The 26,034-nt window shown below is 47.2% G+C and carries 28 protein-coding genes and 3 pseudogenes; 23 read left to right on the forward strand and 8 right to left on the reverse strand.

Annotated elements, in window-relative coordinates; all coding sequences use genetic code 11:
- The first annotated feature begins 2,516 nt into the window (after window positions 1-2,516).
- From J07HQW2_RS17105 to J07HQW2_RS17115, 3 genes are all read left to right on the forward strand, one after another.
- Window positions 2,517-2,774, forward strand: a complete 258-nt coding sequence (locus J07HQW2_RS17105) for a hypothetical protein (protein ID WP_303703887.1) — start codon at window positions 2,517-2,519, stop codon at window positions 2,772-2,774.
- Window positions 2,771-3,121, forward strand: a complete 351-nt coding sequence (locus J07HQW2_RS17110; RefSeq protein WP_303703888.1) for a zinc ribbon domain-containing protein — start codon at window positions 2,771-2,773, stop codon at window positions 3,119-3,121. Before J07HQW2_RS17105 ends, J07HQW2_RS17110 begins: the two co-directional genes overlap by 4 nt.
- Window positions 3,122-3,198: 77 nt before the next feature.
- The gene (locus tag J07HQW2_RS17115; RefSeq protein ID WP_303703889.1) at window positions 3,199-3,339 is read left to right on the forward strand and encodes a hypothetical protein; all 141 of its coding nucleotides are present in this window, start codon (window positions 3,199-3,201) and stop codon (window positions 3,337-3,339) included.
- Window positions 3,340-3,618: 279 nt separating this feature from the next.
- Here the strand turns inward: J07HQW2_RS17115 and J07HQW2_RS01815 are convergent, their stop codons facing one another.
- The gene (locus J07HQW2_RS01815) at window positions 3,619-3,837 is read right to left on the reverse strand and encodes a hypothetical protein (RefSeq protein ID WP_021053515.1); all 219 of its coding nucleotides are present in this window, start codon (window positions 3,835-3,837) and stop codon (window positions 3,619-3,621) included.
- A 656-nt stretch (window positions 3,838-4,493) separates the two neighbouring features.
- On the opposite strand from J07HQW2_RS01815, the gene J07HQW2_RS01820 reads away from it, so the two are divergent.
- The 7 genes from J07HQW2_RS01820 (at window position 4,494) to J07HQW2_RS01850 (ending at window position 9,919) form a co-directional block, all read left to right on the forward strand.
- The gene (locus J07HQW2_RS01820; RefSeq protein WP_303703890.1) at window positions 4,494-5,387 is read left to right on the forward strand and encodes a hypothetical protein; all 894 of its coding nucleotides are present in this window, start codon (window positions 4,494-4,496) and stop codon (window positions 5,385-5,387) included.
- A gap of 166 nt (window positions 5,388-5,553) precedes the next feature.
- A complete protein-coding gene (locus tag J07HQW2_RS01825; RefSeq protein ID WP_021053518.1) occupies window positions 5,554-5,922 on the forward strand; it encodes a hypothetical protein in 369 nt (122 codons plus the stop codon).
- A 634-nt stretch (window positions 5,923-6,556) separates the two neighbouring features.
- A complete protein-coding gene (locus J07HQW2_RS01830) occupies window positions 6,557-6,790 on the forward strand; it encodes a hypothetical protein (protein WP_021053520.1) in 234 nt (77 codons plus the stop codon).
- A gap of 478 nt (window positions 6,791-7,268) precedes the next feature.
- Window positions 7,269-7,565 (forward strand): hypothetical protein, encoded by a 297-nt coding sequence (locus J07HQW2_RS01835; RefSeq protein WP_021053521.1) that lies wholly within the window; start codon window positions 7,269-7,271, stop codon window positions 7,563-7,565.
- Between the two features lie 272 nt (window positions 7,566-7,837).
- On the forward strand, window positions 7,838-8,083 hold the full coding sequence (locus J07HQW2_RS01840; RefSeq protein ID WP_021053522.1) for a hypothetical protein: 246 nt from the start codon (window positions 7,838-7,840) through the stop codon (window positions 8,081-8,083).
- A gap of 1,201 nt (window positions 8,084-9,284) precedes the next feature.
- On the forward strand, window positions 9,285-9,599 hold the full coding sequence (locus J07HQW2_RS01845; protein ID WP_021053523.1) for a hypothetical protein: 315 nt from the start codon (window positions 9,285-9,287) through the stop codon (window positions 9,597-9,599).
- 71 nt (window positions 9,600-9,670) lie between these two features.
- Window positions 9,671-9,919 (forward strand): hypothetical protein, encoded by a 249-nt coding sequence (locus tag J07HQW2_RS01850; RefSeq protein ID WP_021053524.1) that lies wholly within the window; start codon window positions 9,671-9,673, stop codon window positions 9,917-9,919.
- A 472-nt stretch (window positions 9,920-10,391) separates the two neighbouring features.
- On the opposite strand, the gene J07HQW2_RS17120 is transcribed toward J07HQW2_RS01850, so the two are convergent.
- The 3 genes from J07HQW2_RS17120 to J07HQW2_RS01875 all read right to left on the reverse strand — a co-directional run bounded on the left by J07HQW2_RS17120 (window position 10,392) and on the right by J07HQW2_RS01875 (window position 13,803).
- A complete protein-coding gene (locus tag J07HQW2_RS17120; RefSeq protein ID WP_303703891.1) occupies window positions 10,392-12,056 on the reverse strand; it encodes a DUF6498-containing protein in 1,665 nt (554 codons plus the stop codon).
- Between the two features lie 1,111 nt (window positions 12,057-13,167).
- Window positions 13,168-13,467, reverse strand: coding sequence for a hypothetical protein (locus J07HQW2_RS01870; protein ID WP_021053528.1), 300 nt, complete (start codon window positions 13,465-13,467; stop codon window positions 13,168-13,170).
- Window positions 13,468-13,587: 120 nt separating this feature from the next.
- A complete protein-coding gene (locus J07HQW2_RS01875; protein ID WP_021053529.1) occupies window positions 13,588-13,803 on the reverse strand; it encodes a hypothetical protein in 216 nt (71 codons plus the stop codon).
- 458 nt (window positions 13,804-14,261) lie between these two features.
- Between J07HQW2_RS01875 and J07HQW2_RS19770 the strand changes: the two are divergent.
- Together J07HQW2_RS19770 and J07HQW2_RS19775 are read left to right on the forward strand one after the other, a co-directional pair.
- Window positions 14,262-14,795: pseudogene (locus J07HQW2_RS19770) on the forward strand (pentapeptide repeat-containing protein); the annotation flags it as partial.
- 47 nt (window positions 14,796-14,842) lie between these two features.
- Complete coding sequence (locus J07HQW2_RS19775; RefSeq protein ID WP_394324621.1) at window positions 14,843-15,322, forward strand: pentapeptide repeat-containing protein; 480 nt, start codon at window positions 14,843-14,845, stop codon at window positions 15,320-15,322.
- Between the two features lie 222 nt (window positions 15,323-15,544).
- On the opposite strand, the gene J07HQW2_RS01885 is transcribed toward J07HQW2_RS19775, so the two are convergent.
- Window positions 15,545-15,805: a hypothetical protein gene (locus J07HQW2_RS01885; RefSeq protein ID WP_021053531.1), complete on the reverse strand. Its 261-nt coding sequence runs from the start codon at window positions 15,803-15,805 to the stop codon at window positions 15,545-15,547.
- Window positions 15,806-17,060: 1,255 nt separating this feature from the next.
- Here J07HQW2_RS01885 and yciH point away from each other — a divergent pair.
- The 3 genes from yciH to J07HQW2_RS01905 all read left to right on the forward strand — a co-directional run bounded on the left by yciH (window position 17,061) and on the right by J07HQW2_RS01905 (window position 18,767).
- Complete coding sequence (gene yciH / locus J07HQW2_RS01895) at window positions 17,061-17,363, forward strand: stress response translation initiation inhibitor YciH (RefSeq protein WP_021053533.1); 303 nt, start codon at window positions 17,061-17,063, stop codon at window positions 17,361-17,363.
- Window positions 17,364-17,928: 565 nt separating this feature from the next.
- Window positions 17,929-18,513, forward strand: a complete 585-nt coding sequence (locus tag J07HQW2_RS01900; RefSeq protein WP_048075417.1) for a DUF7437 domain-containing protein — start codon at window positions 17,929-17,931, stop codon at window positions 18,511-18,513.
- A gap of 14 nt (window positions 18,514-18,527) precedes the next feature.
- On the forward strand, window positions 18,528-18,767 hold the full coding sequence (locus tag J07HQW2_RS01905; protein ID WP_021053535.1) for a PIN domain-containing protein: 240 nt from the start codon (window positions 18,528-18,530) through the stop codon (window positions 18,765-18,767).
- Here the strand turns inward: J07HQW2_RS01905 and J07HQW2_RS17125 are convergent.
- Window positions 18,707-18,949 (reverse strand): annotated as a pseudogene (locus tag J07HQW2_RS17125) (IS5/IS1182 family transposase); the annotation flags it as partial. The gene J07HQW2_RS01905 and the pseudogene J07HQW2_RS17125 overlap by 61 nt on opposite strands.
- A 227-nt stretch (window positions 18,950-19,176) precedes the next feature.
- Here J07HQW2_RS17125 and J07HQW2_RS01910 point away from each other — a divergent pair.
- Entirely contained in the window at window positions 19,177-19,788 is a 612-nt protein-coding gene (locus J07HQW2_RS01910; protein ID WP_021053536.1) for a DsbA family protein, read from the forward strand.
- Between the two features lie 487 nt (window positions 19,789-20,275).
- On the opposite strand, the gene J07HQW2_RS01920 is transcribed toward J07HQW2_RS01910, so the two are convergent.
- Complete coding sequence (locus tag J07HQW2_RS01920) at window positions 20,276-21,334, reverse strand: A24 family peptidase (protein WP_021053539.1); 1,059 nt, start codon at window positions 21,332-21,334, stop codon at window positions 20,276-20,278.
- A gap of 233 nt (window positions 21,335-21,567) precedes the next feature.
- Between J07HQW2_RS01920 and J07HQW2_RS17130 the strand changes: the two genes are divergently transcribed.
- The 3 genes from J07HQW2_RS17130 (at window position 21,568) to J07HQW2_RS17135 (ending at window position 23,753) form a co-directional block, all read left to right on the forward strand.
- Entirely contained in the window at window positions 21,568-21,717 is a 150-nt protein-coding gene (locus J07HQW2_RS17130) for a hypothetical protein (protein ID WP_303703893.1), read from the forward strand.
- A 556-nt stretch (window positions 21,718-22,273) separates the two neighbouring features.
- On the forward strand, window positions 22,274-22,738 hold the full coding sequence (locus J07HQW2_RS01925) for a hypothetical protein (protein ID WP_048075084.1): 465 nt from the start codon (window positions 22,274-22,276) through the stop codon (window positions 22,736-22,738).
- A gap of 841 nt (window positions 22,739-23,579) precedes the next feature.
- On the forward strand, window positions 23,580-23,753 hold the full coding sequence (locus J07HQW2_RS17135) for a hypothetical protein (RefSeq protein WP_021053544.1): 174 nt from the start codon (window positions 23,580-23,582) through the stop codon (window positions 23,751-23,753).
- A gap of 7 nt (window positions 23,754-23,760) precedes the next feature.
- Here J07HQW2_RS17135 and J07HQW2_RS01935 read toward each other — a convergent pair whose 3' ends face one another.
- Window positions 23,761-24,069 carry a hypothetical protein gene (locus J07HQW2_RS01935; protein ID WP_048075085.1) on the reverse strand — a complete coding sequence of 103 codons (309 nt, stop codon included), beginning with the start codon at window positions 24,067-24,069 and terminating at the stop codon, window positions 23,761-23,763.
- On the opposite strand from J07HQW2_RS01935, the gene J07HQW2_RS19780 reads away from it, so the two are divergent.
- The 4 genes and pseudogenes from J07HQW2_RS19780 to J07HQW2_RS19785 form a co-directional block, all read left to right on the forward strand.
- Window positions 24,017-24,190, forward strand: coding sequence for a hypothetical protein (locus tag J07HQW2_RS19780; RefSeq protein WP_394324622.1), 174 nt, complete (start codon window positions 24,017-24,019; stop codon window positions 24,188-24,190). The genes J07HQW2_RS01935 and J07HQW2_RS19780 overlap by 53 nt on opposite strands.
- Window positions 24,183-24,482 carry a hypothetical protein gene (locus J07HQW2_RS01940; protein ID WP_021053545.1) on the forward strand — a complete coding sequence of 100 codons (300 nt, stop codon included), beginning with the start codon at window positions 24,183-24,185 and terminating at the stop codon, window positions 24,480-24,482. Before J07HQW2_RS19780 ends, J07HQW2_RS01940 begins: the two co-directional genes overlap by 8 nt.
- 91 nt (window positions 24,483-24,573) lie before the next feature.
- Window positions 24,574-25,536, forward strand: coding sequence for a ZIP family metal transporter (locus J07HQW2_RS01945; protein WP_021053546.1), 963 nt, complete (start codon window positions 24,574-24,576; stop codon window positions 25,534-25,536).
- Window positions 25,537-25,725: 189 nt separating this feature from the next.
- Window positions 25,726-26,022: pseudogene (locus J07HQW2_RS19785) on the forward strand (ornithine cyclodeaminase family protein); the annotation flags it as partial.
- Between the last annotated feature and the right edge of the window lie 12 nt (window positions 26,023-26,034).

The following is a 26,034-nucleotide window of genomic DNA, read 5'->3' on the forward strand; positions in this document are numbered from 1 at the left end:
AGGCCGGGAGGAATGAAATTCCCTTGCCGGGGCAGTGCAGTGCAGCCTCACCAGGGAAGCCTCGGCTTGGGGCTTGTCCCCGAGATAGTTCTCTATTATCTCTGCTTCTCTCACGGTCATAAGCATCAAATGTGGAACCTGTGCTGTCCGTATCGTGGTCGGATCAATTGGGGAGCGATCAAAAAAACTCGACGCGCTGTCTCAACGCACGATGATGCTGATAATATTTGACTTGTATGCCAGTATCGAGTGACCGATGACGATGATGTGGTCATCGAGAGAGTTTAAGATACTCCGACTTCAGTCGATATTGCCTAACAAGCCATATGAGTGCTTTTCGCCATGATTGCAGTGTGATGATTGCTTAGATAATCTCCCTATGTGCTTATCCTAGAATGACAGTATCAAACCGTGTATCATGTTTCTAACTCTCGGTGCTAACCGCAAGAATACGTGGGTCTGAATCTCTCTTTCTGGACGACCAACATATCAGAATGAATCCCCTGTTTTGGATCGTATATTACTGTCGTGTCACTCGCAAAGAGTAATCAAAAACGACAGGTGACCCTCTAGAGTAAGGCACAAAGTCGGTTCCCAGACTCTCGAGAATATTCACATGGCGCAAGTATCTCTGCAGCAGGGTACGTGACCACGCCGGAGGTGAGGCTATCATCTCTGATAATTGCACACTCAAACGACCGTCCGATGTGCAAAACAGGGATTTGTATTTTTGCTGTGTGTTTCCTCCTAGGGGGTACTCGCAGCAAGAACACCACTCCAACGAGTTACTACAACAGGGGCAAACAGCATCCGGTTTTGTATCTCACCACGTATTGTTGATATGACCTTCCCGACTAGAGATGAGCTCAGAAGATGGGATTATACTTTTGTGTTATTCTTCGGGGCACTGACAGTCGAGTGTATCCTATCATGATCCGTGCTCTCATGACCGGGAGCAGCTTTGTCCAAATCTCTCTTCTCGGTGGACTCACTCTCTATACTCTTTTACTGACACTCGATGCACATGACAAGGTGGGTGATTAAAACGTGTCTCGGTAATTCTACTCGGCATCGCCGGAGTGACCACATTTCTGAATGTGCATGCTACTGATCTCCTGATACTCTCTATCAACCTTTCTCGCCATCATGTAATTCTATTGACTGTTGCGAGCTTTCTTGATCTCGCTTTGAGTCGGGTTGACCGCTTCTGACAGTAGACGATAGTATCCCCACTCCCGATAAAATTATTTTCACTTTATAGTTTGCAAGTCGAGTCTCAGAGAGTCGGTTAGTTATAAATAGAATAATCCGCGACGAGGTCAATCATGCGGTATTGATTAGAAAAGCACTGTACCGTATTCTTTTCCCTATGAAAAAATAATGGAAACGATTTGTAATAGAATCAAGAGACCCGTCATTCCGAAATATATCAGTCCCAACAGCCAAGTTCCAAGACGGTCGGATGTGGTATCTCGCCTCGCAGCCCTGACTGTAAACAGTCCTAGGACTCCGAATCCCATGCTCAGTCCAGTAGCGGCAATATAAAAATCACCGCCAGTGTCTCCATAATATCCCCCAATGTACAACGGAACCGCCGTTAATACGAATAATCCAATGAGATGAACAAAACCGAGACTGAGTAAACGTAGAAGAAAGAGTAATATTGACTGTATATCTTGAAGCCTAACCATCGACTATGCTATATCAAAATAATTGTTATTCATTGAATTATAAATTGTGAGAACTGGCATATTCGGGACTATTCATACCAGTCTATATTAAGCAACCTCTCAGAAATGTAAATGTATAATAGCTTCACAATTAATTTCATTTGGCTGTGAGACTGCAATATTTAATTATTTTATGTAATTAGCTGAAGGCGATAATATTACACAAGATAACTCAACTCCGGATTCCTGAGTCAAAAAATAATCCTAGAGTTTACACGCGCTGACATGGTATCGTGTCAAAATAACTCGCGAATTGTCTCACGCTCTTTCCACCAGATATGTTTATTACCGGGAATTTCTGACCCACTCGTTTGTACGACGAGGTTCTTTATCGGGTTATTGTTCCATCGCTGCCTCTGCTTTATCAATCTCATCAGGTCGTGCATAATCTTCTCCCCTCAGAAAAACTGTCAATATATCTGCCATTCGTCTCGGTCATGATATCGATATCAACGCGAATACCGACGGAGGTAATCAATCACGACACATAGAATTCTGGAACTATTGCGAGATGCAGTAGCACTGCTAGTTGTACACTCACGGCTCCCACCCGGAGGATTCCTGCTAATTGTCGTCGAGATACAGGCAGAGATTCGGCAACCCCCAATAATCCACACGACAGACAACGGCTCTGTCATTATCGGGTTCCCCTGTATCAGTGATAGTTGATTGGTGGTACACACCAATCCACGTCCACACAAGTATTGAACAGCCTGTCACCGCTCTGCTCAATGGTGACGCTGAGAAGACGACACTCAGTGTGTGGCGTGAAGGCGGTGACTGGCATTGCTCGGTCACCGTCGAATACGACGAGCAACAAACGGCGAGGAAACACCCATCGGTGTTGACGGTGGCCATAACTACGTCCTCGCTGCAACGCCAGACGATGTGAGTGCTGAGTCGTTCCTTGTGAGTGGCAAGGAACACAAGTTTGTGCGGCGGTACTACCGTTCCCTGCGTGACTCGCTACAGGAAACTGGGGCGCTTCGCGCCCGAATTCGCGTGGGTAACAAGGAGTCCCGTCGCATCCAAGACATGACATGAACCACACCCTCTCAACACAGTTGGTGGAGTATGCCAGTCAATTCAGTAATCCTGTCATCAAACTCGAAGACCTCGAAAACAGTCGTGACAGTAGCGGGTGGACCGGCGTCCACTCGTGGCCGTTCTCCGAACTCCAACAGTTCATCACGTACAACGCTGAGAAAGAAGGCATTCGCGTCGAGAAAGTAGCCCCTGAGAATACGAGTCAGGAGTGCAGTCAGTGTACTGAACTCGGTGGTCGCGACGGGAGCAAGTTCAAGTGTCCACACTGTGGGTACATCCGGCACGCGGATTTGAATGCGGCGGAGAATATCAGTCACAGAGGGGGTGACCCATGCACGGCGTAGCAGTTCAGCTGACCCGAACCGTGCGGTCCAGCAGGGTGAACACCCTGCCGACCGCTTCGGCTTCGTGGTCGCCTGCCATGTGCAGGTGGGAAGGCTCGTTTGACCGAGCTACAGCTACACGCGTTGGAAAGCACGCCCTTGGTAGTAATTGGGTGGCGACCTGTGAGGCTGACCACGCGAAAGCATATTTGAACCGCCGAGGAAACGCGCAACTGTAATATCCCCATCGGGAACGGGGAATCCCACGGGTTCAGCCGTGGGAGGAGGTCAAACGGCATGTCGTGAGGGGAATTGCCAGCTGGTCTAAGTGAGTTTTTGAGAGTTGATTGGAAGCCCGCAAATTCGCAGATGGCGTCGAGATAGGACCGTCTCGTGGACCTGAGCGACACCACAGAACTATTTTCGGAGGATAGTGTGTCAGTGACGAGATCAAACTCTCTGAGGTGATGTAGTCGGTTGTGAGTCATGTCACGCAACACTGGCCTCTTCTAGCTCGTTCAGTGTCCGTGTCTCGTTCGCTGTGGCGGTAATATAGCGGAGTGAGACGGCCCCCCATCATCAATATCAAATCGACCAATGGCTCCATCAACAGCCTCAGATTTCGATAATGCCTCATATGGTCCTACATGCCCAGTGTTGCACTGCTTGATAAGCGAGCCAGGGAGATTGCTGCCGTGTGCGTGCACGATCCAACTACTCAATTTCCTCTGATTCATATGCGTAATCGACTCTACTATCACTGAGAAGAGTCGTTATATCCAGTCCACTTCCCACCTCCCGGCGACACGATGCGAGAGGTGATCAGAATGTCTGACCGACACTAAGGAGTCGATTTCAATGTCATTAATCAAACGTATACCGAGAAGTATGGATGAACTGAATGTCATTCAGTATAAACTGGATCTCCATATTATAACAAGAACACTGACTTTGAGAACCTCTAGAGAGACTGTCGTTGCACACATTCTCACAGTTAGTTGTGTCACTACAGTAGTCAGGTATCCGATATATAATCGCATGACTACGTTCCCTGTGTTATTTATCTGAGCAAACATATCCAATTTAGTATCATAAGTACCCGTCCACAGTGAGTGACCTATCAGACTCAACTAATAAGAGATTGCAACACTCGGTCGCTGACTTCATACAACAACTTTGTTTCAATCACAGTTCATCACCGCAAGGAATTTATCGCCGCCAATTCGGACTATGACCCTATGACGGGTTCTTCTATTCTTCAGAACACGCTGGTGAATAAGAAGTGAATTTTCCTTCAGAGGTGGCGATACCGATAGTCACGTATCTCCTCGCCGGGACCTGGATCGTCTACTCGGGGCTGAGGCGGAGACAACAATGTCGGAACCTTTTCGAAGTGAGCAGTCTCGACGACGCTACCGTGGGTGAGACCGCCTGTGTCTCGGGAGAAATCAGTCACCGTTCAGGGACAGTCACGTCTCCGTATCGCTCCAAAGAGTGTGCGCTCGTGTTGTGGGACACAGCCAGATTTCAGTGGTCAAACGGGGCTTCCTGGCGCCCACAGGTGTCGGGAGCCTCCACAGGTGATCACGAGTTACTGATTGTCACCGATGCTGGGCACGTGCCGGTCACGAACCTGTCGGGGCAAAACCAGACGCCAACAGCGATTGAAAGGGCGGAGCCGGCTGCGACTATGCTGTTGCCATCTCACTCGGGATCGGACTCGGACTCCCAACTGTCCGTCCAGCCTGAGCTTCGGAAGTCGAGTTTTGAGGAGCGGTTCAAACCAACAGAGGAACTCCCGAAAAAGTATCGGGATCATAATCAGGAGTTCGGGGTCGACAGAACGACTGTCGAGGCGTACACCGAGGCGGGGAGGTTGATTAATAAGTTGGAGCGCATCGGACCTGTACCCGCGCCTCCCGCAGACACGATTCGGTACAGGGAGTCACCGTTTCACAACGGTGACGAAATAACGGTCATCGGGAAGAAGACAGAAGCCGGTATCTCGTGTGAAGCGACTGAGACTCACTCGTTCACGCCAGCGGTCTTCTCGGGGACGCTGTCAGACTACCTGTCGGTCTACCGGCAACAGTATTTACTTCGAGTCTACGGATTCCCGCTCGTTTCTCTCCTGATTGCTGTGTTGTTTGGATACGTCTCACTTGCTATTGCCAGCATTGTGCTTGTTATCGGTTTGTTTACGATTTTGTTCGTCGCTGGGCTCGTAATATACCAGTTTGCCCATTGGATTTTCTCTGCGTACGGACAAATGGGACGACTCAAGTAGGACTCGGTATATTTGCGACAGTTGTGGACAGGGGCATTTTATACTGTCTCTGCAACTGCTATCGGAGGTTGTCGCTAATCGTATAGGTTTTATTGATCAGTGTGAATTGAACGCGAGAAGACCCCTACCCTATATTATTGAGAGAATAATAATAAGAGACTAGCCGATGAGTAAGTCTCTCCCGCTAGCTGTCCTAGTCGGTTGCCTCGTTGGTGGTCTCGTTTACCGATACCTGCTTTCGGATTGGTTTTTGACCGTAGCCATAACAGCGCTCTATAGCGGGATTGGATACTTTCTGTTAGCCTATGACATCTCACTCCTGGGCGAACACGAACAGTTCACTTCCCACGACAAATACGACAGACTCGGTCAGACCATCGGTCTCTTTGGAGTGAGTATCGGTCCGTTAGCGCTCATAGAGTATATTGATTTGCAACTGCCTGAGGCTGCCGGAGTTTTTGTGTGGACAACTGGTCTGATTGTGTATCTTGTGATTCTCTCGGCTGCACAGAGTCGCCAGGCAAAGAGCACCTAATCTGTTGTGCGATCAATCCCAATCCCGGTAACTGTGACTCTGAGAAGACCCCCATGTGCGGTGGGAATAGTTGCGTTGCATTCGAGAATCTCAGCTCAAGAATGGTGAGTGCAAGTCGTGACAGGAGGAATTTAAAAAAGTTCAAACAGAACCTTCCAGAGAGAGTGTTAGAGTACTCCTAGATATTAGATATTGTGGATCATTGATAAACAGCCCGTATGCAAGTAATATTATTGAGGGGACTCCCCCAGTGCCCACTCCAACAGAAAATGGGACCGCCGTTATCACCGACGTGAGTATCCCACACAGAAGTGGAATCGGGAGCATAAAGAGAAGAAGATCATATTGCGATTTAATGAGACAATCAAACCTCCCATCGATCGGTGATTTTCTTGTACTCATAATTCTTCTCGACCACTCTTAGATACTCGTGATTGAATACTAAATCTTACGGAGAAAATTAAGATTATAATCGACATTGGACTTCGCGCTCGCGCTCGAGGAGACTCCCGACCCGAGTACGGGTTGAAAAATTGCATTGTCATGCGAGTCAATACTGTTGGACATGCCACCATGAGTATGTGAATGAGACGTTGCGAAATCGGTTTGTGTCTCCCACTAAGTTGCTAGTAGTATGAAGCTCCCCTCCCCCTCATACAAAGAGTACAGAGAACTTGTAGCGACTGTTCTTGTAACCCTCACACTCCTCCAGTACACTGGCGTCATTGGCTCCTCTGGAGACATTGATCTGACTTTTCTTCTTGTTGTGGGGCTTACTCTTCCAGTATTCACATATTTGCTGACAGTCGCTGGTGAGAATCTCACGTGGATCTCACACTGGGACAGAATGGTTCAGAACGACGAATAAACGACGATTGAGGCACGCTCCATACCGTGCCATTGATTCTATCACTCACGAATAGGTTCAGAATTGATGTTTTTGTCTGGATCCGGGTTCCCGACGTTATCACTATTGAGAATTGAAGTTGTCCGAGGAAAAGTTCAAAAAACCTCGAACCAGTCTTTTTTGAGATACGATCGTCAACGAAACAGGATCAAATAATTATCCTCCGAGTGTTGATATATCTGTATCGATTTAACCTGCCGGAGTCTGGTGGTCAGGATCGCGTTATCCCCTCTTTTTGAAATGGAACCCACGATATAACAGTCAAGAAGAGGAAGAAAATTGGAGGTGTCGCTACTGAAGTGTGAATTCTTCGTATGAAATCCAGTCACATTCGGGGGCTCATGTTCCCGCGAGACTGGCTCATCCCAGGTAGAGTATGAGTGAGACTACTCACTGAGTGCAGAAAAATAATTATTCTCCGTCTGAATCAGTCTGTTATATGCAGTTGCGGAATCAGGCAACCGTCACCGGATATGGGATAGGGCTTGTTGGATTACTCACGGTCATCCAATATGCGGGCGTGATTGAAACCTCTCTGTCAGTGTTTGATCAGGGCGTGATACTCTCCGGTGGGATTGTGGCACTCGGTGTCTGCCTGATGATAATTGGAGTTCTGATCTCAGTCCGTCCAGAGGAGATACACCGCGGCACTGAGCGGGCACCTCTCTGGTTGTTTCTTGCCATTGCGTTTGAGACCGTGGCTTTTGGGTCGGTGGCTTTCTTCAGACTTTTTTGACGGAAATCGAGGGATAGCACGAATCCGTGTGTGAGAACCGTTAAGATAGACTTGTGATTCATGACACAGACTCCAAGTCAGTAACATGCGGATATACCCGTGGGGACGTGTAAGAGGCAACCGAATGTCTGACTTCGAAATAAGTCTATTTTAATTATAGATTAAAACCAGTTCCGTGCAGCGATGTGAATCGGGACTGCTGACGAGATGCATCACACTCACCATGATATCAAGACAGTGTTGGACTAATCCGGCTTATTGTTGGGAGTTGTGTGAGTATAGCGGAGACACTCGTGAGTAATCAGTTCCCGAAGCCAGAGATGGAATGGGATAGAATGGAGATAGAACACAAAGTACTTATTATCTCTACAGATGATAACAGACGCCTCGCATGGGAGGAAAGCGGAGGCGTCCGTCACCGAATCTACCACACTATGACACTGATGCCAACTAGTATCGCCGTTGGTGTAAGCGGACACGGCACGATGCAAATCAAACGATCAAGAGGACACGTTTGAGTTGTGCTACACCCGCGAGAGTGTTCTCCCACTGAGAGGCAACAGTCACGTCACCAGCAGACTGAGACGGATCGTGACTGTGTGAAAACGAACTGATGTTGGGACTTCCATCCCCAACTCCAAGCTAACTTTTGCTCCGATGAACACATGGGAACTTTTCTCGAAGGTGTAGCACTTGCTTTAGTGACTGCGTATGCTAATGGTTGTCGGTGTGTCACATACCCATAGGCGCGAGTACAGAATTCGCGTTTGGGAAGTTACCGGTAACCGGTAAGTTCTGAGCGTGAATCACTTATTGCGCCGGGGGTTGCTGCGATAGTTGATGAGCGGGAGCTACCGTTGAATATGAAACACGCTCATCGGTTGGCAAAGAATAACCCCGAAGTCAGGGAGACGACAACGTCTCTGTTGGACTAGCCACGAGATACCCTACATCTCAGTTTAATTTCGGAGTATCATTTTTTGATTAGAAATATAAAATAGTTCCGTGTAGTGACGTAGATCGGGACTGCTGAGAAGATGCGTCACACTCACCATGATCGTGGATCATGTTGTAGGAATACAGATGTTGCGTATTAGTTGTGCAACTACAATACTCTCCTCACTCTAACACAATCGCATGACGGCGTGGGCTCTGAATACTTAGATAATTGAACATACCATATCTGCCTATATAAAGAAACGTGTCAACATAAAATAACATAATTTGTTACTTGGATGTGTTTCTTCGGGGTCCATTCAGCGCTTCTTTGTACGAGTCAGGCTCGGATAACCCGGAGGGAAACCCGACCAGTGTCTCATATAGCATAGATACATAATATAATATTCCCTTTTGTCTGAAACACATATATCTCCTGAGAGCTCTATGAGACGGATTTCTTTATTATATGCAGCGGCTCCTGAATCACCGACCTGGTCGATGTAGACTCAGTAAGAGCAATTGAGTTCAGGGGCAACGTCTCAGGGAATATTGTTGGCAATACAATCTCCGAATTAAACACTGAGTCCACTGAAACGGTCCAATATAGTATTTACCGCCCCCGCCGATTGGATTATACAAGCGATCCAACTCACTGGCGACGACGCCTTGACTGGCTTCTCCAACATCATAATCGAAAATAACGGTATCTCGAACACTGGGACGACACCCGCTAATGCTGTCGCACGCTTGCATCTCAGTCTCTTGCCAGACATCTCGTCGATGACGGTTCAGAATGATAACTTCAGTCCGGACAGCCCGGATGCAGAGGTTTTCGTTCTGGATTTCACCGTCGGAGGGATCGATCTGGGCAGTGTCCAGATTCAAAACACGTTCTCGCCGTCTGGACAGCTCGGAGATTCGATTACGTTTTTTACTGAGTCTGAACGCAACGCTTCGGTGATTCTCCCTGATAATCTAAATCCGGTTACCGGCAGTGGCAATGCACTCCAGACCGCAATTGACAGTGCCGTTCCCGGTGCCCGACTTGCAGTCGACGCCTCAACGTACGACCCGGTCACGGTTAACAACCCCTGAGTCTCCTGTCGATTATCGACCGTCCGACAACCGACGCGAGCGGGTCGAACCTGGGGATAGCCATCGATGCTGTGGACACGCTCGTCAGCAGGTTCGCGATTGCCGGTGATGACAGCACTGTCACAGGGATCTCAATCCGGACTAGCAAGGGAGCAATGGAGGATGTAACTCTTCGAAATAATCGAATTAGTGATATTACTAGAGCTGGGGGCGGTAATTTCAAGCGGAGTTTCGGTAATAGCCAATTGAGCAATCTGACCGTCGAGAACAACGTGATCGACGCTGTCGGTCGAATAACTGCATCTGATGTCGCTGGATAGGACGAAGTGCCCGGACTCGGGATGCAGCTCGGGGAGACCAATTGGTGCGTCCGTTCTCAACAACGTCGTGACACTTACGAATGGGAGCGTTGTGCTATACGGAATTAGGACGCAACCGTTTGACGATAACAGCGTATCGGCGGATTTCCCGGCTAGTGCAACGGTACAACGGAATACAGTCGAAAACGCAGCAGTCGGCATCCGTGATGGAGACGCGACCAATCCGAACTTGACACAAATATCCAATAACACGTTCAACAATGTCGACGAAGAGATTCTGTTGACCCATAGTCAGGAACAGAATTGCTGAAAATCTACCGGCGGCTAAATGATCGACCGATTTCACGATAATCATCCCATTCACGATTACAGACTTCATTGAAGAGGTAGACGGCGTATCGATTGATGATATTCCAGGAAGTGATGAAACACAGACACAGGTCACCTAACGATTACAAGGCCAGACGTCCATTCAGACACGTGACAGGGCAGTCCAACCGAGAGCGAGAAAAAGTATCGGAGCACCCATGACAAATATGAGACCCACTGCGATGGCGTCGCTGGTGTTTCCGAACACGAGAATCATCACCGGCACCAGCGCAAAAACCCCGAACAGACCGCCTGCAGCTGCTACAATTGCGTAATCTGTTTCGGGACGACTCGGATCAGCAATCGGCAGTTCGAGCGTCTCGACAGCAGCAGTGAGGCTCTTGACAGGACCGAGTCGAACCGAGCCAAGCTTTTCGGGAGTGTCGGCGGTCGCCGTCAACGTCCCCGTTCCAAAGAACCGATCCAAGATCGCGTTCGCGACGCTGAAATCGCCATTATAGACACTCGCACTCCACTGTGGTGTTTCAAGAAGCCGGTCGTACGCAATGATCTGGTCGCCTCGCCGTCGGTACTCGACGGTGCCGTATCTTAGATAGTGACTACCCATGTATGCCGTAATCAGCGCCACCGCGCTGATCAGATAAACTGCGGCAAGTGCTGGGACACCAGTGAGTAGTATAACCCCGGATATCATGATGACGCCTAATCCGAGTCCGTTTAAAAGCTCGACAAATATTGTCGTGACACTCCCGAATAGCACGACTGTGGTATTCGGTTGGATCCGCCCCTCGATTGGTTCTTCGGGCACCGACACCTCTGGAGGCGCTGTCCGTGTTTGACTGGATTGGAGTACCCCCGCGTCTTCGAGTTGACTGAAGAGACTCACGGACGGTCCGCCACTTCGATCCACACTGTATCGGTAGGCTTCAGTAGTCGTCCGTATAGCGACAATCGCCCCCAGGATGAAGGGACCGGCATCAGACAGGCTCGGAATGAACGGCACGATCAATAATAGCCCAAGTACTTGCTGAGCGGGGACACGCCCAATTTCGCGGGCAGAGGTATCGCTAAATCGACGATCGCCAAGAAACTCGTAGCAAAATTCTCCAAGACGAGTGCTCAAGAGTGCTATGACACTCAGAGCCATTCCGATAGATAAGACCGGTAGGGAATCTAACATCGCCCATGCCAATAGACCGACCGGCAGCCCGATCACTAACCATAGAGAGATGATCACCGTCGAATATGGAATATTCCGAGGATAGATCGGTGGTAACCTGGGATGGACAGTGAGACTGCCACGTTTCCGCTGCAGACTGGCGAGTGGTAACCTACTTGTGGATATATCCTCCGTGGGCGAACCAAGCTCCGCGAACAGCGCTTTTATTGCGGCGATGAGTGCGGTGATAAACGCCTCACAAAAGTAGATGATGAGTAGTGGGACAACACTCCATTCAAACACAACCACACCGACCAGCGGTGTGAGATTCCCGGCGATGACTGCTAACAGTCCAACAACTTGTCTTGGTGTTGTGAGACCCAGTTGAGACTCGGGTGCATCCTTTGGAGGAGGGGAAGGGGAAGGGGAAGGGGATTGCAACGCTGACCGACGTTTCAAGAGATACACTGTTGCCGGCACCACAGCCAAGAACCACACCACCGCCCCTAGAAGGTATAGCCACAGAAAGCGAGGCCACCCGATTTGGGCACGTAACTGCCTGGCATCCCAGATCATTGCCACCGGTATCACGACCCAGGATCCGATGAAGAGCCCACTCCAGACGCCAAGTGGTATTTCTGTCGCCATCAGAAGAGTAGTAATCCACCCTATAATTCCAAGCGCGATCAACAGCTGAGGACTTGAAGACACAGATACAGACTCAGACTCAGGATCGCGATCTGACTCACTCATCCTGTCGTATGGTCGTCATTCAATGTTGAGTAACAACAATCCGAAAACATAGTTCATACACTTCGACACGTCGATGCTTCCAGAGAGATTGTCCAGGAGCGTTCACAGTTGGGTTACGAGTATACCGAGAGTTGAGTATACCATATCATCATATCACCTTCGCTGCTAAAACCCGTTACTTGGTGGCTGTTGGACATGTATGGACTCATACTTTCGATCGTAATAACAGCACTGGCATAGTAGCTGACTCTGAAACGTAGTTGGAGGATGATAAATAACTGTACTTCTCATTTTCTGAGTCTGAAATCGGCGAGAAGAGGAGGTATCTCTCCGCTTGTCCTGTGACGATCCTGATGCCGATGTTCTCGATTGAATCAAATCTTCTGTCGCGTCACGGGGAAGAATTGCTATAAAAAACAGAGAAGATTGATCGTCCTACCCGTCATTCGTCGATCTCAATTATCCGGATTCCATCCTTATTGATCCACTTCGTCATTAGATCATATTCAGTACCTCTGCCAGCGTCATCAATGACAGATTGTCGCCGTCTAGTCCTGCTTCATTTAGTATCGCTTCAACTTTCTGCTGAATGTGCTGACTATGCATGATGATCACCCAGAAGCCACCCCGTGACGGATTAGCGATTCTCCAAACCCATCGAAACCACCGACTACTGATAATCACATCATATCCATCATTACTCCCAATGGATTCGCATCAAGCCAGGATATCAGATCCCTCACTCTCACATTCGTCTCAATATCAATCGTCTTCCGACTGGCGAGCGCTTCCCGGTCGTCACATGAGAGACAATCTATCGTTCTGGTCGGACAGACCGACTCAACGCTCTCACATGCCCGTTAACCGGATCACTCCACTGATGTGTTCCGCTAGGCGTGATCAACAGTCACGGGCTACCTGTCGACAAATACATTCGCGACATTCGTCCACAATAAATAAACGTGGATCCTGCAATTCCGGTACATTTGACCCCATAGCGTTCAACTCACTCGTAATACTTGCACCAGATACCTCTCGTCGGCTGATATACCTCTCCCCTCCGATGCAACTCAGTAAGGACGTCATCAACAGTCGGTCCTGGCGCAGTTGTCCTTTCGTTCAATTCTTCACGCGTAAATTTGTCACCTAACTCCAACTCATCAAGCGCTGTTTTGACTTCCTGATGCATTTCATCAATTACATCGTCAACAATTGTTCGTGGCGCACTCGTATTATTTCTCAGTTCTTCTCGTGTGAATTCAGTGTCAAGTTCATCAACTGCTTCTCTCACTCGTTGGTGATACATTAGGTTTCGTGACAACACACTCAGCAAATGTGACTGTTGTTGTTATCATCGCCACATGAACCAACCACTCATCAGGTGAATAGTCGCTCTAATCAACCGACACACCGGTCAGTTTCCACACTAACCTCTGAGTGAATGGTTCTTATTGATGTTTTGCTGCCGAGGATCCTGATATGAGCGTTCACCACGAGTCTTGTCCGGCAGATTCTCGATTTTCTCTTCAAATTGAGAGCGTTCAGTCAACTGTGCTTCCGACTCATCAATTCGATTTTGCTCTCGTTCGAACTGTTCTTCCGATTCATTACCTCGAGAGCGCCCATCCAGAATGTTACGCATGTATTCCGATCTGCTGACTCCACGTTATTGCGCTTCGCGCTCTCGTTCTGCTCTCTACTGGATTGAAATCCGAACTGATAGCTGCTTTCGCTTGCCCTGAGAGACTATTGTGTTCCAGTGTGTGAATTCTGACATACATAGTATTTCACCACACTGTCTCACAAGCTCATGTAGCCAAACATCATCATCTCAGGCGTTCTTGCCTCGAATACATCATAATTGGGTATGAAAAGCGCATCAGACCGCTCTCTTGGGCTCTGCTTCACATTTATTACGCTGTCTCGACTCAAGAGGTCATCAGACTCTTTTCTACCGACTTGAGGGTTATTCAGATTCGCCGGTAATTGTCCGTTAACTTTGGATTTTTTTATCTGAATCCCAAATTAGAATATATAATCCATATACACTGTTAAGTGATATGCGTCCGACATATCTGATACAGTCACATTCACCAGATAATGACTGATACTGAATTCTCAATTCCCCACACTGACAAAGTATCGCCCAGTGATATTCGACCAGATGCCACCCTCTCTGAGGTTGATCTCACCGATGCTAACCTCACTGAGGCTATCCTCACTCGTGCCGACCTCTCTGATGCCGATCTTACTGACGCCACCCTCGCCGATGCTGATCTCTCTGAGGTTGATCTCACTGACGCCACCCTCACCGGTGCTGACCTCACCGGTGCTAACCTCACTGACGCATACCTTTCTGACACCGATCTTACTGATGCCGACCTAACTGGTACCGATCTCACTGGGGCGGTCCTCGCTGACACCGATGTGACAGACACCCAGTTGGCAGATGCTCACTTTCGGTATACAATTCCTAATGATGAGCATATCTTGCCTCACGATATTGTTCCAGAGGCGACCCTCGCCAACGCCGACCTCTCTGAGGCTGATCTCCGTTTTGCCGACCTCTCCGAGGCTGTCCTCCGTTTTGCCGACCTCTCAAGTGCCGACTTCATCGGTGCAAACCTCTTGGGAGCCGACCTTTCGAAGCCGACCTTTCGAACGCCGACCTCACCGACGCCATCCTCACTCGTGCCGACCTCACCGACGCCGACCTCAGACATGTCGACCTCTCTGGTAGCTATCTTACTGACGCCGATCTTACTGATGCCGATCTCATCAATGCTGATCTCTTCAACGCCGACCTGCCCAATACCGACCTCACCGGTGTCAGCCTCTCTGATGCCAACCTCTCCTACGCCAACCTTACTGGTGTCAACCTCTCTGATGCCAACCTCTCATACGCCAACCTCACCGGTGTCAACCTTTCTGGTGCCAATCTCACCAACGTCTACCTCATGCGTGCCGATCTCTCTGGAGCAGACCTCACCGACGCCGACCTCACTGATGCATACCTCCTCAACGCCACCCTCACCGACGCCGACCTCACTGACACCAACCTCTCCGACGCCACTCTCACCGATGCCGATTCTGATGCGGATGCTGACCTCCCGGATGGCGTGCAAGACCCGGAGACGGACACGGACACGGACACGGAGTGAGAGGGGTCGATGAATGAACGACTCTGTTTCATGGATCTCAAGCTTGTCATGTTCAACGAGATTAGTCATCCATCAGGAATCCTCTCTGTTTGGACTCTTCTTTTAACTCTGCAAAACTGAATTGAATTGAATCTGTAAGTGCCTCTGGAGGGGGTAATCGAGGCAAATCTGTAATAGCTTCACAACTAGCCCTCGGAATATGTGTGACGATAGTGGATCTCTTTACAGATTCTCAAAGTCTGTTTGTTTGTTGTAATATGGAGACCCGTCTGTGTGCTGAATGACATTCAGTTCACCCATACTTCTCAGCACACGTTTGATCGTCTCCTCACTGGGTTCTCCTTCATAACCATCCCGTCTCAATCGACTCTGAATATCTGCCACTGTGAACTCTGTGTCCGCTTCAGTTACCACACCACTCCACACTCGATCGCGAGGCGTCACGGGACTACTACTAAAATTCGACTGTGTAGGACTGCTCATATATTATTGTATAGGGGATACAGCCACATATATGCCTCGCGCGCGTGCATGCGCGCGCACGCGCGACCCCCTATCCACAGACGGTCTCTGTGCTCGGCATCCAGTTTCCACCATCGAGGAGAACAAAGCGATTCACTGGTCTACTCGGATCGCGAACCTGTCCTCCAAAGAAGAATCTGCAGAAAGAACATGAGTGAAATAAGAGGCAGAACTATCACTCCGATTTCGATTAACAATTCCAATACCGATAATAACCGAACCCCCACTCAAGGAGATGACGAGTGAAACTTGCTGCCTCTAGTGATGCCTTATGTGAGCCGTTTTATTTAACCGCTGGGAACTCACACTATTACTCCGAGTAATTGACGTGTCAGAAGTCACGATAAGAAAGCGATACAAAGAGCAGTATGAATTATACGAAACATTACAATAAAGTCAATCGTAAAGACGATCACTAGGGCTCTAGAATATTCATTAATCGCTGCAAATCCAAATTTTTACTCGATAGTAGGTGATGAATAGCATCGATCAACAGTCGTTCCATACACTCTTCTTTTTTATTTGGCAAAAATAGTGTAGTTCTAATGTATGTATTGGTTCCATTGTATCTAATTCGCCTATTCGTGATCTTTCTTAGTATATTCTGTTTCATGGAATACTGCGATCGCTGCTGAAATAATACTGATGATTTATTAAGTATATTATCATATTCCTCCTCAATGATATAAACTTAGCACTCAACGACCCTCGTACGCATATCAAAAACAGATTTTGGACTTCTGGCAACTGTTATTGTACTGTTTACGATCTTCATTCAATCAGTGATTTTAGGCTTTGGCTTGATTGATTCGTATATTTCTATTGTTACTATTCAACCTGAGAGTTTCAGTACAGTATTCACTTTAGTGTATCTCTTTGTATCACTGCTTATCATTAAGTCGTTTATAAATAAGTCAATCTTTCAGAATAACGCTATATCAATGATTGAGAGGAAAATATCGAATTCTTCAACGAGTGAATCTCTATTGATATTTGCTCTCATGGTGGCTCCAGTTATTATTATATTCTCAGTATTACGGTTCAATGACTGTGAGCCGTTTCAAATTGGCACACGGTACACGTATGATGAACTAATGTTATTCTTGACGCTTCTGCCGTCAGTGTATATTTCTGTGTTATCAGAGTCACAAGAGGATAGTGTTCTTTATTTGATTCGAAGAAATATTTATGTCTACGTTATGTAATTAAATGTATAATGACGAGTAAGATTTGTGAAACGTGTGGACTTCCAACTGAATTATGTGTTTGTGCTGATATCGCAACAACAGGATTACACACCACTCTTTCCTTAGAGGAGCGTAGTTTCAATAAAGTAGTTACATTGATTAATGGAATTAATGATACTACTATAGACATTAGCTCATTGGCAAGCAATCTTAAACGATCTCTTGGTTGTGGTGGAACTATACAGGATGATGGAACCATTGAATTACAGGGAGATCATCGAGATCGTGTTCCAGATTTACTTGATGAGTATAGTATTCGTGTTGAATTATAGTTCGGATTAATATTTTATATCAAATTGAAATCAATGTTATTATTGGGATATACTATCAATATTGCATATAAAAACTGAAATATTACAGATTAGTGATACACATTTAGGAAGATGTCAATATCGGAGTGAAATTAGATAACAAAATTATTTTGATGCGTTTAATTAAGTGATTCACATTGCTATTGAAGATGATGTAGATGCAGTAATTCACAGCTGTACCGAGGCGGAAGCCCACCCGTTTACGGGTGGGAGGAAGCCGACAAAATTGACACGGGAGATTTATTCGATGAGTCGTCACCTTCGGTTCCAATAGTAAATCAAACAATTGATATTATGCGTGGTTTAGCTGATGCTAAGATTCCATCCCATGACATTTGCCGCTAAGATGAGCGACAAGACGCTGACTGTAGTTTTGACCGGCACCACCGAAGAGAAGCGGCGTCTCAGTGATGCCCACTGGGACACCGGCACGCGAGGTCTCGAGGTGACACTTGACCACCTCCGACGTCGGTCGCAACCCAAGCGGTATTACTCAGGACACGAATTGTGTATTGTATTATACTGTATGTCGAAAGCGACGGGGGACCCCGAACGCGCCATTAATGGTCTTCTGTCAGTGGCACAACTACTCGAAGAGCCACGGCTCGCTCGCCTCTACACGTATATTCTCCGTGAAGGCGAAGTGACGATTGATGAAATCGTCGCCGACATCGACACGCCCCGCACGACCGCGTATGCGGATACGGGGACACTCGTTGATCTCGGGGTACTCACGCGGGATGAAACGCAGAAAACGCACACCTACATGGTCATCCCGATTAGCCTTACTGCGAACCTCGATGGCGATACATACACGATCACGCCCACACTCGTCGAGGCAATCGATCGGTCGCCCCAGGATCAGGATCTCGACCTGCTGATCGAGAAACATGGCGTAGGCGAGCTCGCTGCGGCACTCACGTACGCGATCCGGTATGTCGAGGGCAGGATGACCGACCGTCTCGCAGCACGCGACCTCAATCTTCAACCTGCGTTCGGGATTGCGGTACTCCAGGCACTCCGTGAGGTGATTTTCGACATGCGGGAGTACGATCCATATTTCGACCAAATTCGGAATGCGCGTGACAAGCCGGTCGACGAGGAAGCGTAGGAATTCTCTCATGCATGCAAGGGACGACCGAGTCGATACCTGAGAACGCGGTATGGATTGCTGATTCAGGCGTTGTCATTGCCTGTGGCCGCCAACAGCAGAACAAGTATACAGCGCTGGCGCTGGAACGGTTCGCCCAGCGGAACGAGATTCTGTTTGTGATTTCGCAGCGGGTGCATGAGGAACTTGGCGGTGCGCCAGACCGCAGCAGCGCCCCCCATACCCACATTTTCAGCCGGTCGAACGACTTGTAGTCCGGGAGGTCGTCCCGATCTAAGCCGAGTGCGTCACGAATCTCGACGATATACTTCAACCGATTCGGCGTTTTACGGTAGCCGTGACCGTCTTCAAGCCGAAGGCAGTGCAAAACGACGTGCTTCCCCAACGCTTGTTTGACTAGGCGCCGACATTGCTCAACGAAGTCGAGGAGATCGATTTCCTCGGATTCGTCCTTCTACTCGGTGATATAAGCCGATTAGATCGTTATTCAACACGGCAGAAAATACAAGACTCAAATAGCAAACTCTGGGAAAGGACAAGCGATTGTAAAAGCCGCAAATATGTGGGCAACAGGGATTGCTAGGTTCCTTGTGTCTTACTCGTCACTCAAATTAATGTAAAAGTGTCATAAATTATAAATAGATTTGATATGATTAAGTAATTATGTTATCACGAAGAGAGTTTATCATTACAACGGGAATTGGCGGATCCACATTGCTTGCAGGATGCACTGAAAATAGTCAATCATCAGCATCTGATGATCTTGAACCTCCACTTCTCGGAGAGTCTGAGTCCTCAATTGTCGTTGATGTTTATGCGGACTACCAGTGTAGTCACTGTGCGGGTTTTAACAGAAACAGCTACCCGATTCTAAAAGACGAATATATTGATACTGGAGTAATCGCATATCGACATCGTGACTTTCCATTTCTCGGAACTGTGTCTACACAATCAGCAAACGTTGCTCGGGGTGTACAAGATTCACTTGGAAACGACAAGTTCTGGGAATTCTCAACTCAGATGCTCGAGAATCAAAGTCAATTATCATCAAACTGGTGGAGAAACACAATATCTGAACTTGGCGGAGATGGTCCATCAATCGTAAACATGGCGTTGAGCGGAGCGTGGAGTTCTATTGTTGACGCAGATTTCCAGTATGGGCAACAACTTGGAGTCAAAGGTACACCAGCAGTTGCGATCAATGATCAACTTGTTCCTCGAAGTTCACCGACATACGCACAAGACGTTATCGAGTATATTGAGCGGATTCGATGACTAATCTTGAAGGACACAAACGGCTTGAATATTATACTATAGAAATTTATTTTTCGTCGCAATTGATATCCGTGGTGTATATCTGTCTTTTTTCTCACATATTCCTAGAATTATTGTACTCAGATCAATCATTGTACTTGCAGGAGCATTTTTCCAGATATCGACCATCACGCTTTGACCCCACATGAAAAACATATACTGAGTTTATTACGACTGAGCTTGACCTCCGTTAGATTTTGATGATTGAAATTGAATTCATATCGCACACGGGGGGTCTCATTTTTTCATATTCGTATCTTATCCCGTTTCAGCGGACGTGGTGGTGGGTGTGTCTTTTATACACTACTGATTCTGTGGACACAGAAGACACAGAAGACGTGGGGGTATCAACGATATCAGTAGTCCATATCACACACGGAGGGTAAGTCAGGTTCCATGATATTACGATAACACGTCATCATATCGTACTCTGATATCAACAGTATATTTACCACACTATTGCGAAGAATAAGTCTCCGAATGTTAGTGCAGTTACTAGTCCAAGTCCTAACGGAATAAGGAATGGAATACCTGGTGTGTACCACACAGAGCTCTTATTCGTAAGTCTTTCTAGTGCTTGCTCAGCGGTATCTCCATTATCAGACAGTACCCAACGAGTGTCTCCATTAGAGTCTTTGTTATAGTCACTTTCAAGAAACTCACTGAGAGTAACCGTTTCAACTTCATCGAAACTATTAATATTAGTTTTATACTGCTGATTATACCATTCAATGTATTCAGAAATAAGCTTGATATCAATTCCACTTTGTATGAACTTGAAGTAATTAACAATATTGCGCAGTGTAGAGTCGTTATCAGAGTCAAGTGTCCACAATGGCAGAATCTTCCCGTGTTTTTCGACAACACACGCAAGTGTGTCTTTTCGAGCTGTTAGTTGTATCAGAATACTCTTTGAGTTGTTTTGCATCATATTGTGCACAAATAGATATAGTGGGTATAGCGCAGCTATTAAAACCGTGTTTGACATGATCGTAAGCGAAAATAGATTAATTACGTTATAGGGTGGTGGTGCAATTGGTGGTAGTGATAATGGAAATGTAATTAATAGTGGATATGTCGGGAATAAGACTGAGAACCCAGCAATTGCTTTGAAATCTGCTCCACCAAACAAACGTGTCTTGTACAGAATGTATCCGAGGGTGGTTCCAGCAGCTATGTTGCTGATTATCCAAGGGAGTAATATCTGGGTCTTTCCAGTAACAAGATCAAGGATGATGAACAGAAAACCAAACACGAACAGCGGAATCCATGCTTCATTACTTACTCGTCTTGTATTGAAATCACTGACCATTGCATAAGTAAGAACAGGAATACTCACGAGCACACGAAGTATGTCTACAGGGTACGTTTGAGCTGTTGTATCAAATATTCCCATTAATAATTCTGTTAGTGGTTTCAAAAGAGGTAGTAGAATTGTGTGTATCTGCTGAATAATGCTAAGTCCAATATTTTCAACCATGGATACCACAATTATATTAGCCATCATCAAATTATAGTAGAAATTGTATAGTAATAAGTAATATGTCACTTTATATAAGATATATAACTCATAGTTAATGCGTGTCTTATATTGATTTGTGTAACATCTGTATACATGAGTGATCCTGTATCAGAGTTTCCTGACAGAAACACGGTTGTATTTGAGGAATATATTTCCAAATTGTTTTATAAACGATAACTCGATTGAATCTCGTGAGTATCAGGGAGTATTTATCCGAGGTGGATCAACTGATCGTTCTTGCAGACCCGATTTTGAGCTTCTCAGGAATGCTTCCTGATAGGTCATTTAGGATGACACCTGGAGTCATTTTTCTTGCTGGTGGCGTCTTCCTGTACTGGTCTGAAATAGGCTCAGACGATAAGACGTGAGTATAATCTCAACGATGACGTTCTATAAAAAAAGTAGAGCATCGTGAGGAGCGTTCTGTAACACTCTGAATGTAATCAATAATATGTTATCATGCAGAGAGAATGCTACCAGTAGTGATACTATCACGCCAATTAGGAGAATAGCGTAGCGATGTATGACTGGGAAGAGGACTCAGTTCCTCATCAGGGATTGCCTCAGGCTCATACACTCCAGAGAGGATTGTACCACTCAGGCAGATCATCATAACAGTTGCGATGCCTGACGCTATCAAAAACAGCCCCGATCCGGTCAGAACCGCCTGCCACATTCCGGAGGCTCATGACGAACATCAAGAGAGCAAATCCTGACTGGCGATTCATACCTATTGTCGTAGGTCAACATATATAATTATCGACGCTGGAGTAATGAGCTAGAAACAATCTGAGCAGCATATATTCAGGATTCATCCTCTCAGCTTTCAGACCCTGTCACGACTACGCTCTTTCGCTACATGACCTTCATCATACATAAGGGGATAGTTTTATATTGGAACCCTCCTACAACTTTGTTACCAAAATGACTGAAAAAGCTGAAGGAATTGGTATTGAATCGTTATTTGAAAACATCTTTGACCGACTTAATCACGTCGCTGAGGTGTACGTTGCACACTTGCCGTCCGCCTCAGAGGTAACAAAGCTACATATCACAGTCCGTACTGGTGAGGCAGATTCAATGAAACAGTATCTTGATGTAACGACTGCTGACAAGGTGATGATTGATATTGGCGATGCAGAACCACTCTTACTCCCGTTTGATGCGATGGCGACGGTTGATGGACCAGGGCATATCCAAGGTATCGAAGGGACGACAGTATATTTGGCTGACAACGCACGAAGTGCTGAGTCTCGTGAGCTAGAAGTCGGGTTATCGGTACTCCGACAGAAACTTGCTGGCATGTGTCCGTGTTGCGATGATGAAGTTGACACGCTCCGAGATCACTACACAGGTATGAGTCCATGTCGCGAAGAAGAATGGGTGTGAGACTGTATTTGTTTGAGTAATGATCCTGAGATTGTTGGGCATCTAGGATGAGCATGATGGTATTTGATGTGTATTAGTTTCTCAGCGGGAAGATGGAAAATGCCATTTTATCAGAGAGACAACTGTACGCTCTGATATGATACAGACTGCGCTTGCAGGCATATCTCTTTTTATCGCCATGGTTATGGGATTCAGCATCTCGATTGCACTCAGCCCCGATCCGACAGGGATTCTCCCTATCATTGGAACAGTTATCGTCAGTGCTGTATTGGGTCCAGTTTTGTATTACGGAATTCAGCAGATGACTACTCAGATTCACTGAGTATTCGACTCATAGCAATTTTTGCTATATCGGGTTCACTCTTGTTTGCTTGACTTCCTCCCCCGCCCCGCCCTGAAGGCGGGGAATCGTAGAGGAACACGGATCTGCCGTAGATAATCTTGCTGAAAGAGCGCGACTGTACAGGGAAGCATCTGTCCAATAGTGTTTGTGAATCATACATTGTCACGATGAATAGACCAGATTTACCGTAGAACTTATGTGATTTACTGGAGCATCTGCCTGAAGAGATATCTGAACGCCTTGGTACAGCGAATGTTAATAAAATTGTCCCCAGTATTCTCACCAACGCGGTGGAGTCTCATATTGATCCCGCTGATTACCCGCCTAAGATCAGATTCAACGAACCGCTCTAATCAAAGGCACGGTTCTATTTGTACGGTCTCGGGATAACAGACGAGCCTCACGGATACACAATCAATGTCTGCTTAGACAATGTGGACAATGATGTGTACATAGTGACAGATCGCTCTGACTGTTATCTCGTTATTACCGGAGGCTATGACAAGAGACACGATGTTTTCACGTTCTGAGACGGACAGTCTGTGCTATGAATATGGTGCAGAGGAAAGTCAGCCGTACACGCCGGATCTAATTGAGAAAGCCATCATCAAGCGACTTGGGACCCAAAAACGAGATCACAGGGAACGTGGCAAGGGGAGAGACCCGTTATAACGGTTGTTCATAAGAATTTCTCCGACGCAATCCGGACGCTGACGTAGCCGTCGACACACTCGCTAGTGTTTGTGTTTGAGGGAACTCGGTTGCTCAAGCCATTGTCTGGTGTCCCGTGGTCAAGAAACACGAGGGCGGTCGTCTTCGTCCGAACAAGTGCAATTCTCGACGGACTGGTTGACATCAAGATAGACACACCGTGGATCTTCTCAAATAAGCAGAAGGCTGCCGTCGACTGCGTCCGCACCAATCCCGGTTGCTCGGTGAAGAGAATCGTCGAATCAGTAGATGTCTCAAACAGTTCGGTGCGTCGCATTGTTAACCGTCTCCTCAATCTTGGGGTAGCACAGGGGCGGGGAGTTATCATACAAGGCGGTCTTCTGGAGTTCCTCGGTGACGGTACCCTTGTAGTGGGCTTGACCTCCTCCGATGGCTGAAGCCGTGGACTTTCGCCTCTTTATCACCGTAACAGAGCGCGAGTGGATCAGAATCATCGTCAGCAACAATTCTGAGACTAACGAAGACGGGGGTATTACCGACAAGTATCGACATCCACAGATAAACAAGGCGGGTGCCTCAGAGTCGGGGCTTGCCCGAGGTACTTTACACCTTGGCGATCTTGCAGGTGACGTCCTCATCCAAATGTATTTTAGAGAGGTATTTACCTTGCTCAGCCCTCGCGTTTCTTCCATATATCTCTTGTCGATGGTCGAGTCAGTCTTGACATAGTGATCGATCTCTCCATTTCAGATTTTAGGCTATCCAAAAAATTGATTGCATATACAAAATATTCTTTATCTTAGGGAAAATATGGTTTAACATGGTAGTGTTAGCCCATCTCGCGCTTGTATTTATTGCCGGTCTCGCAACTGCGTTGGCGACGGGATTAGGGGCGATTCCGTTCTTTTTCGTAGAGGACTTCAGCGACCGATGGAATGTTGGACTCTGGGGCGTTGCTTCCGGAATCATGGTCGCAGCGTCGTTGTTCGGTCTCATTAATGAGGGGATGCAGTACGCCAGTGATGGATTTCCGGTATTGATGCTGACTGGTCTTTTGATTGGGGTCGCATTAGTTGAGGGTTCAGGTCGGGTGCTCAGCCGAATTGATATCAACGCGACTGATCCTGATGAGAATGGTCACGGAGATGACGGCTATCCTCGTGACGAGGGTAATAAACAAGCCGACCCCACTCCAGATATTGGTACTGATGGTGGACCAGAGGCAATCCCGGAGATCGAATCACAAGAATACGATGATAACCCCTTGGAAGCCAAGGCGTTTGCTGACGGGGATGTAAAAACGCTACTGTTAATTCTCGGTATATTGACCGTTCATAGTTTCCCTGAAGGTGTGGCTGTCGGTGTCTCATTCGCTGAGATCGGGTTTGACGGCGGAATAGGTATATTCGGTATTGCCATACCATTATTGGCTGTCTTCATGACGGTGGCAATATCAATTCACAACATTCCTGAGGGGACTGCAATCGCTATTCCGATGCGAGCAATGGGCCTCTCAAAATGGCGGATGGTCGGTGCAGCGGTATTTTCGAGTCTTCCACAGCCGATTGGTGCTGTTATCGCCTTTGCGTTCGTTACTTGGGCTGAGTCATTCCTCCCGTTTGGGTTTGGCTTTGCTGCGGGTGCAATGATCTATTTAGTCGTCACCGAATTTATTCCTGAAGCTCTCGAAACCGGTGCTGATCTTGAACACGGCGGTTACCGTGCACTTGCAGGGGGAGTTATTGCCGGAGTAGCAGTGATGATACCGCTATTGTACGTCTGAGCCGGATCTCTATCTCGTACTCTGACTGCTGATATGGGTGTGATGTACGATATCCGATGTATCATAAAGCGGAAGTTTTGATGATAATTCCATGTCGTGATCGCCAGCGGCGGTAATGACGATTCCGAGGAGGGTGCTATTCATCCAGCCGATGAGTGTGATAAGACACTGGGACCCAACACCCAACTCATAGTACTGGTGCTTGTCGTAGCGGAAGTCAATCGAAACCTCGATCTCGCGGCACTCGTCGATGTCGTGGATAATGCATTGCTTAGACAGGCTGCTGACAAGGTCGAACTCGAACGACCGCAGCGACCACATTTCACAGTCGGCGCGGGTCTTGATGATCAGCAACCAATCGGAACCGGGATTGCGATGCCAGCGTACGTCTACGGCGTAGATCACTACGCGACGAAACTCGTCGGTGTACATGAAGATAATGAAATACGAGATTTTCCGACGATCAACGCCCAGGTCGTACTTACTCCGAGCATCGCA

The organism is Haloquadratum walsbyi J07HQW2 (genome assembly GCF_000415985.1).
Taxonomy (GTDB): domain Archaea; phylum Halobacteriota; class Halobacteria; order Halobacteriales; family Haloferacaceae; genus Haloquadratum; species Haloquadratum walsbyi_B.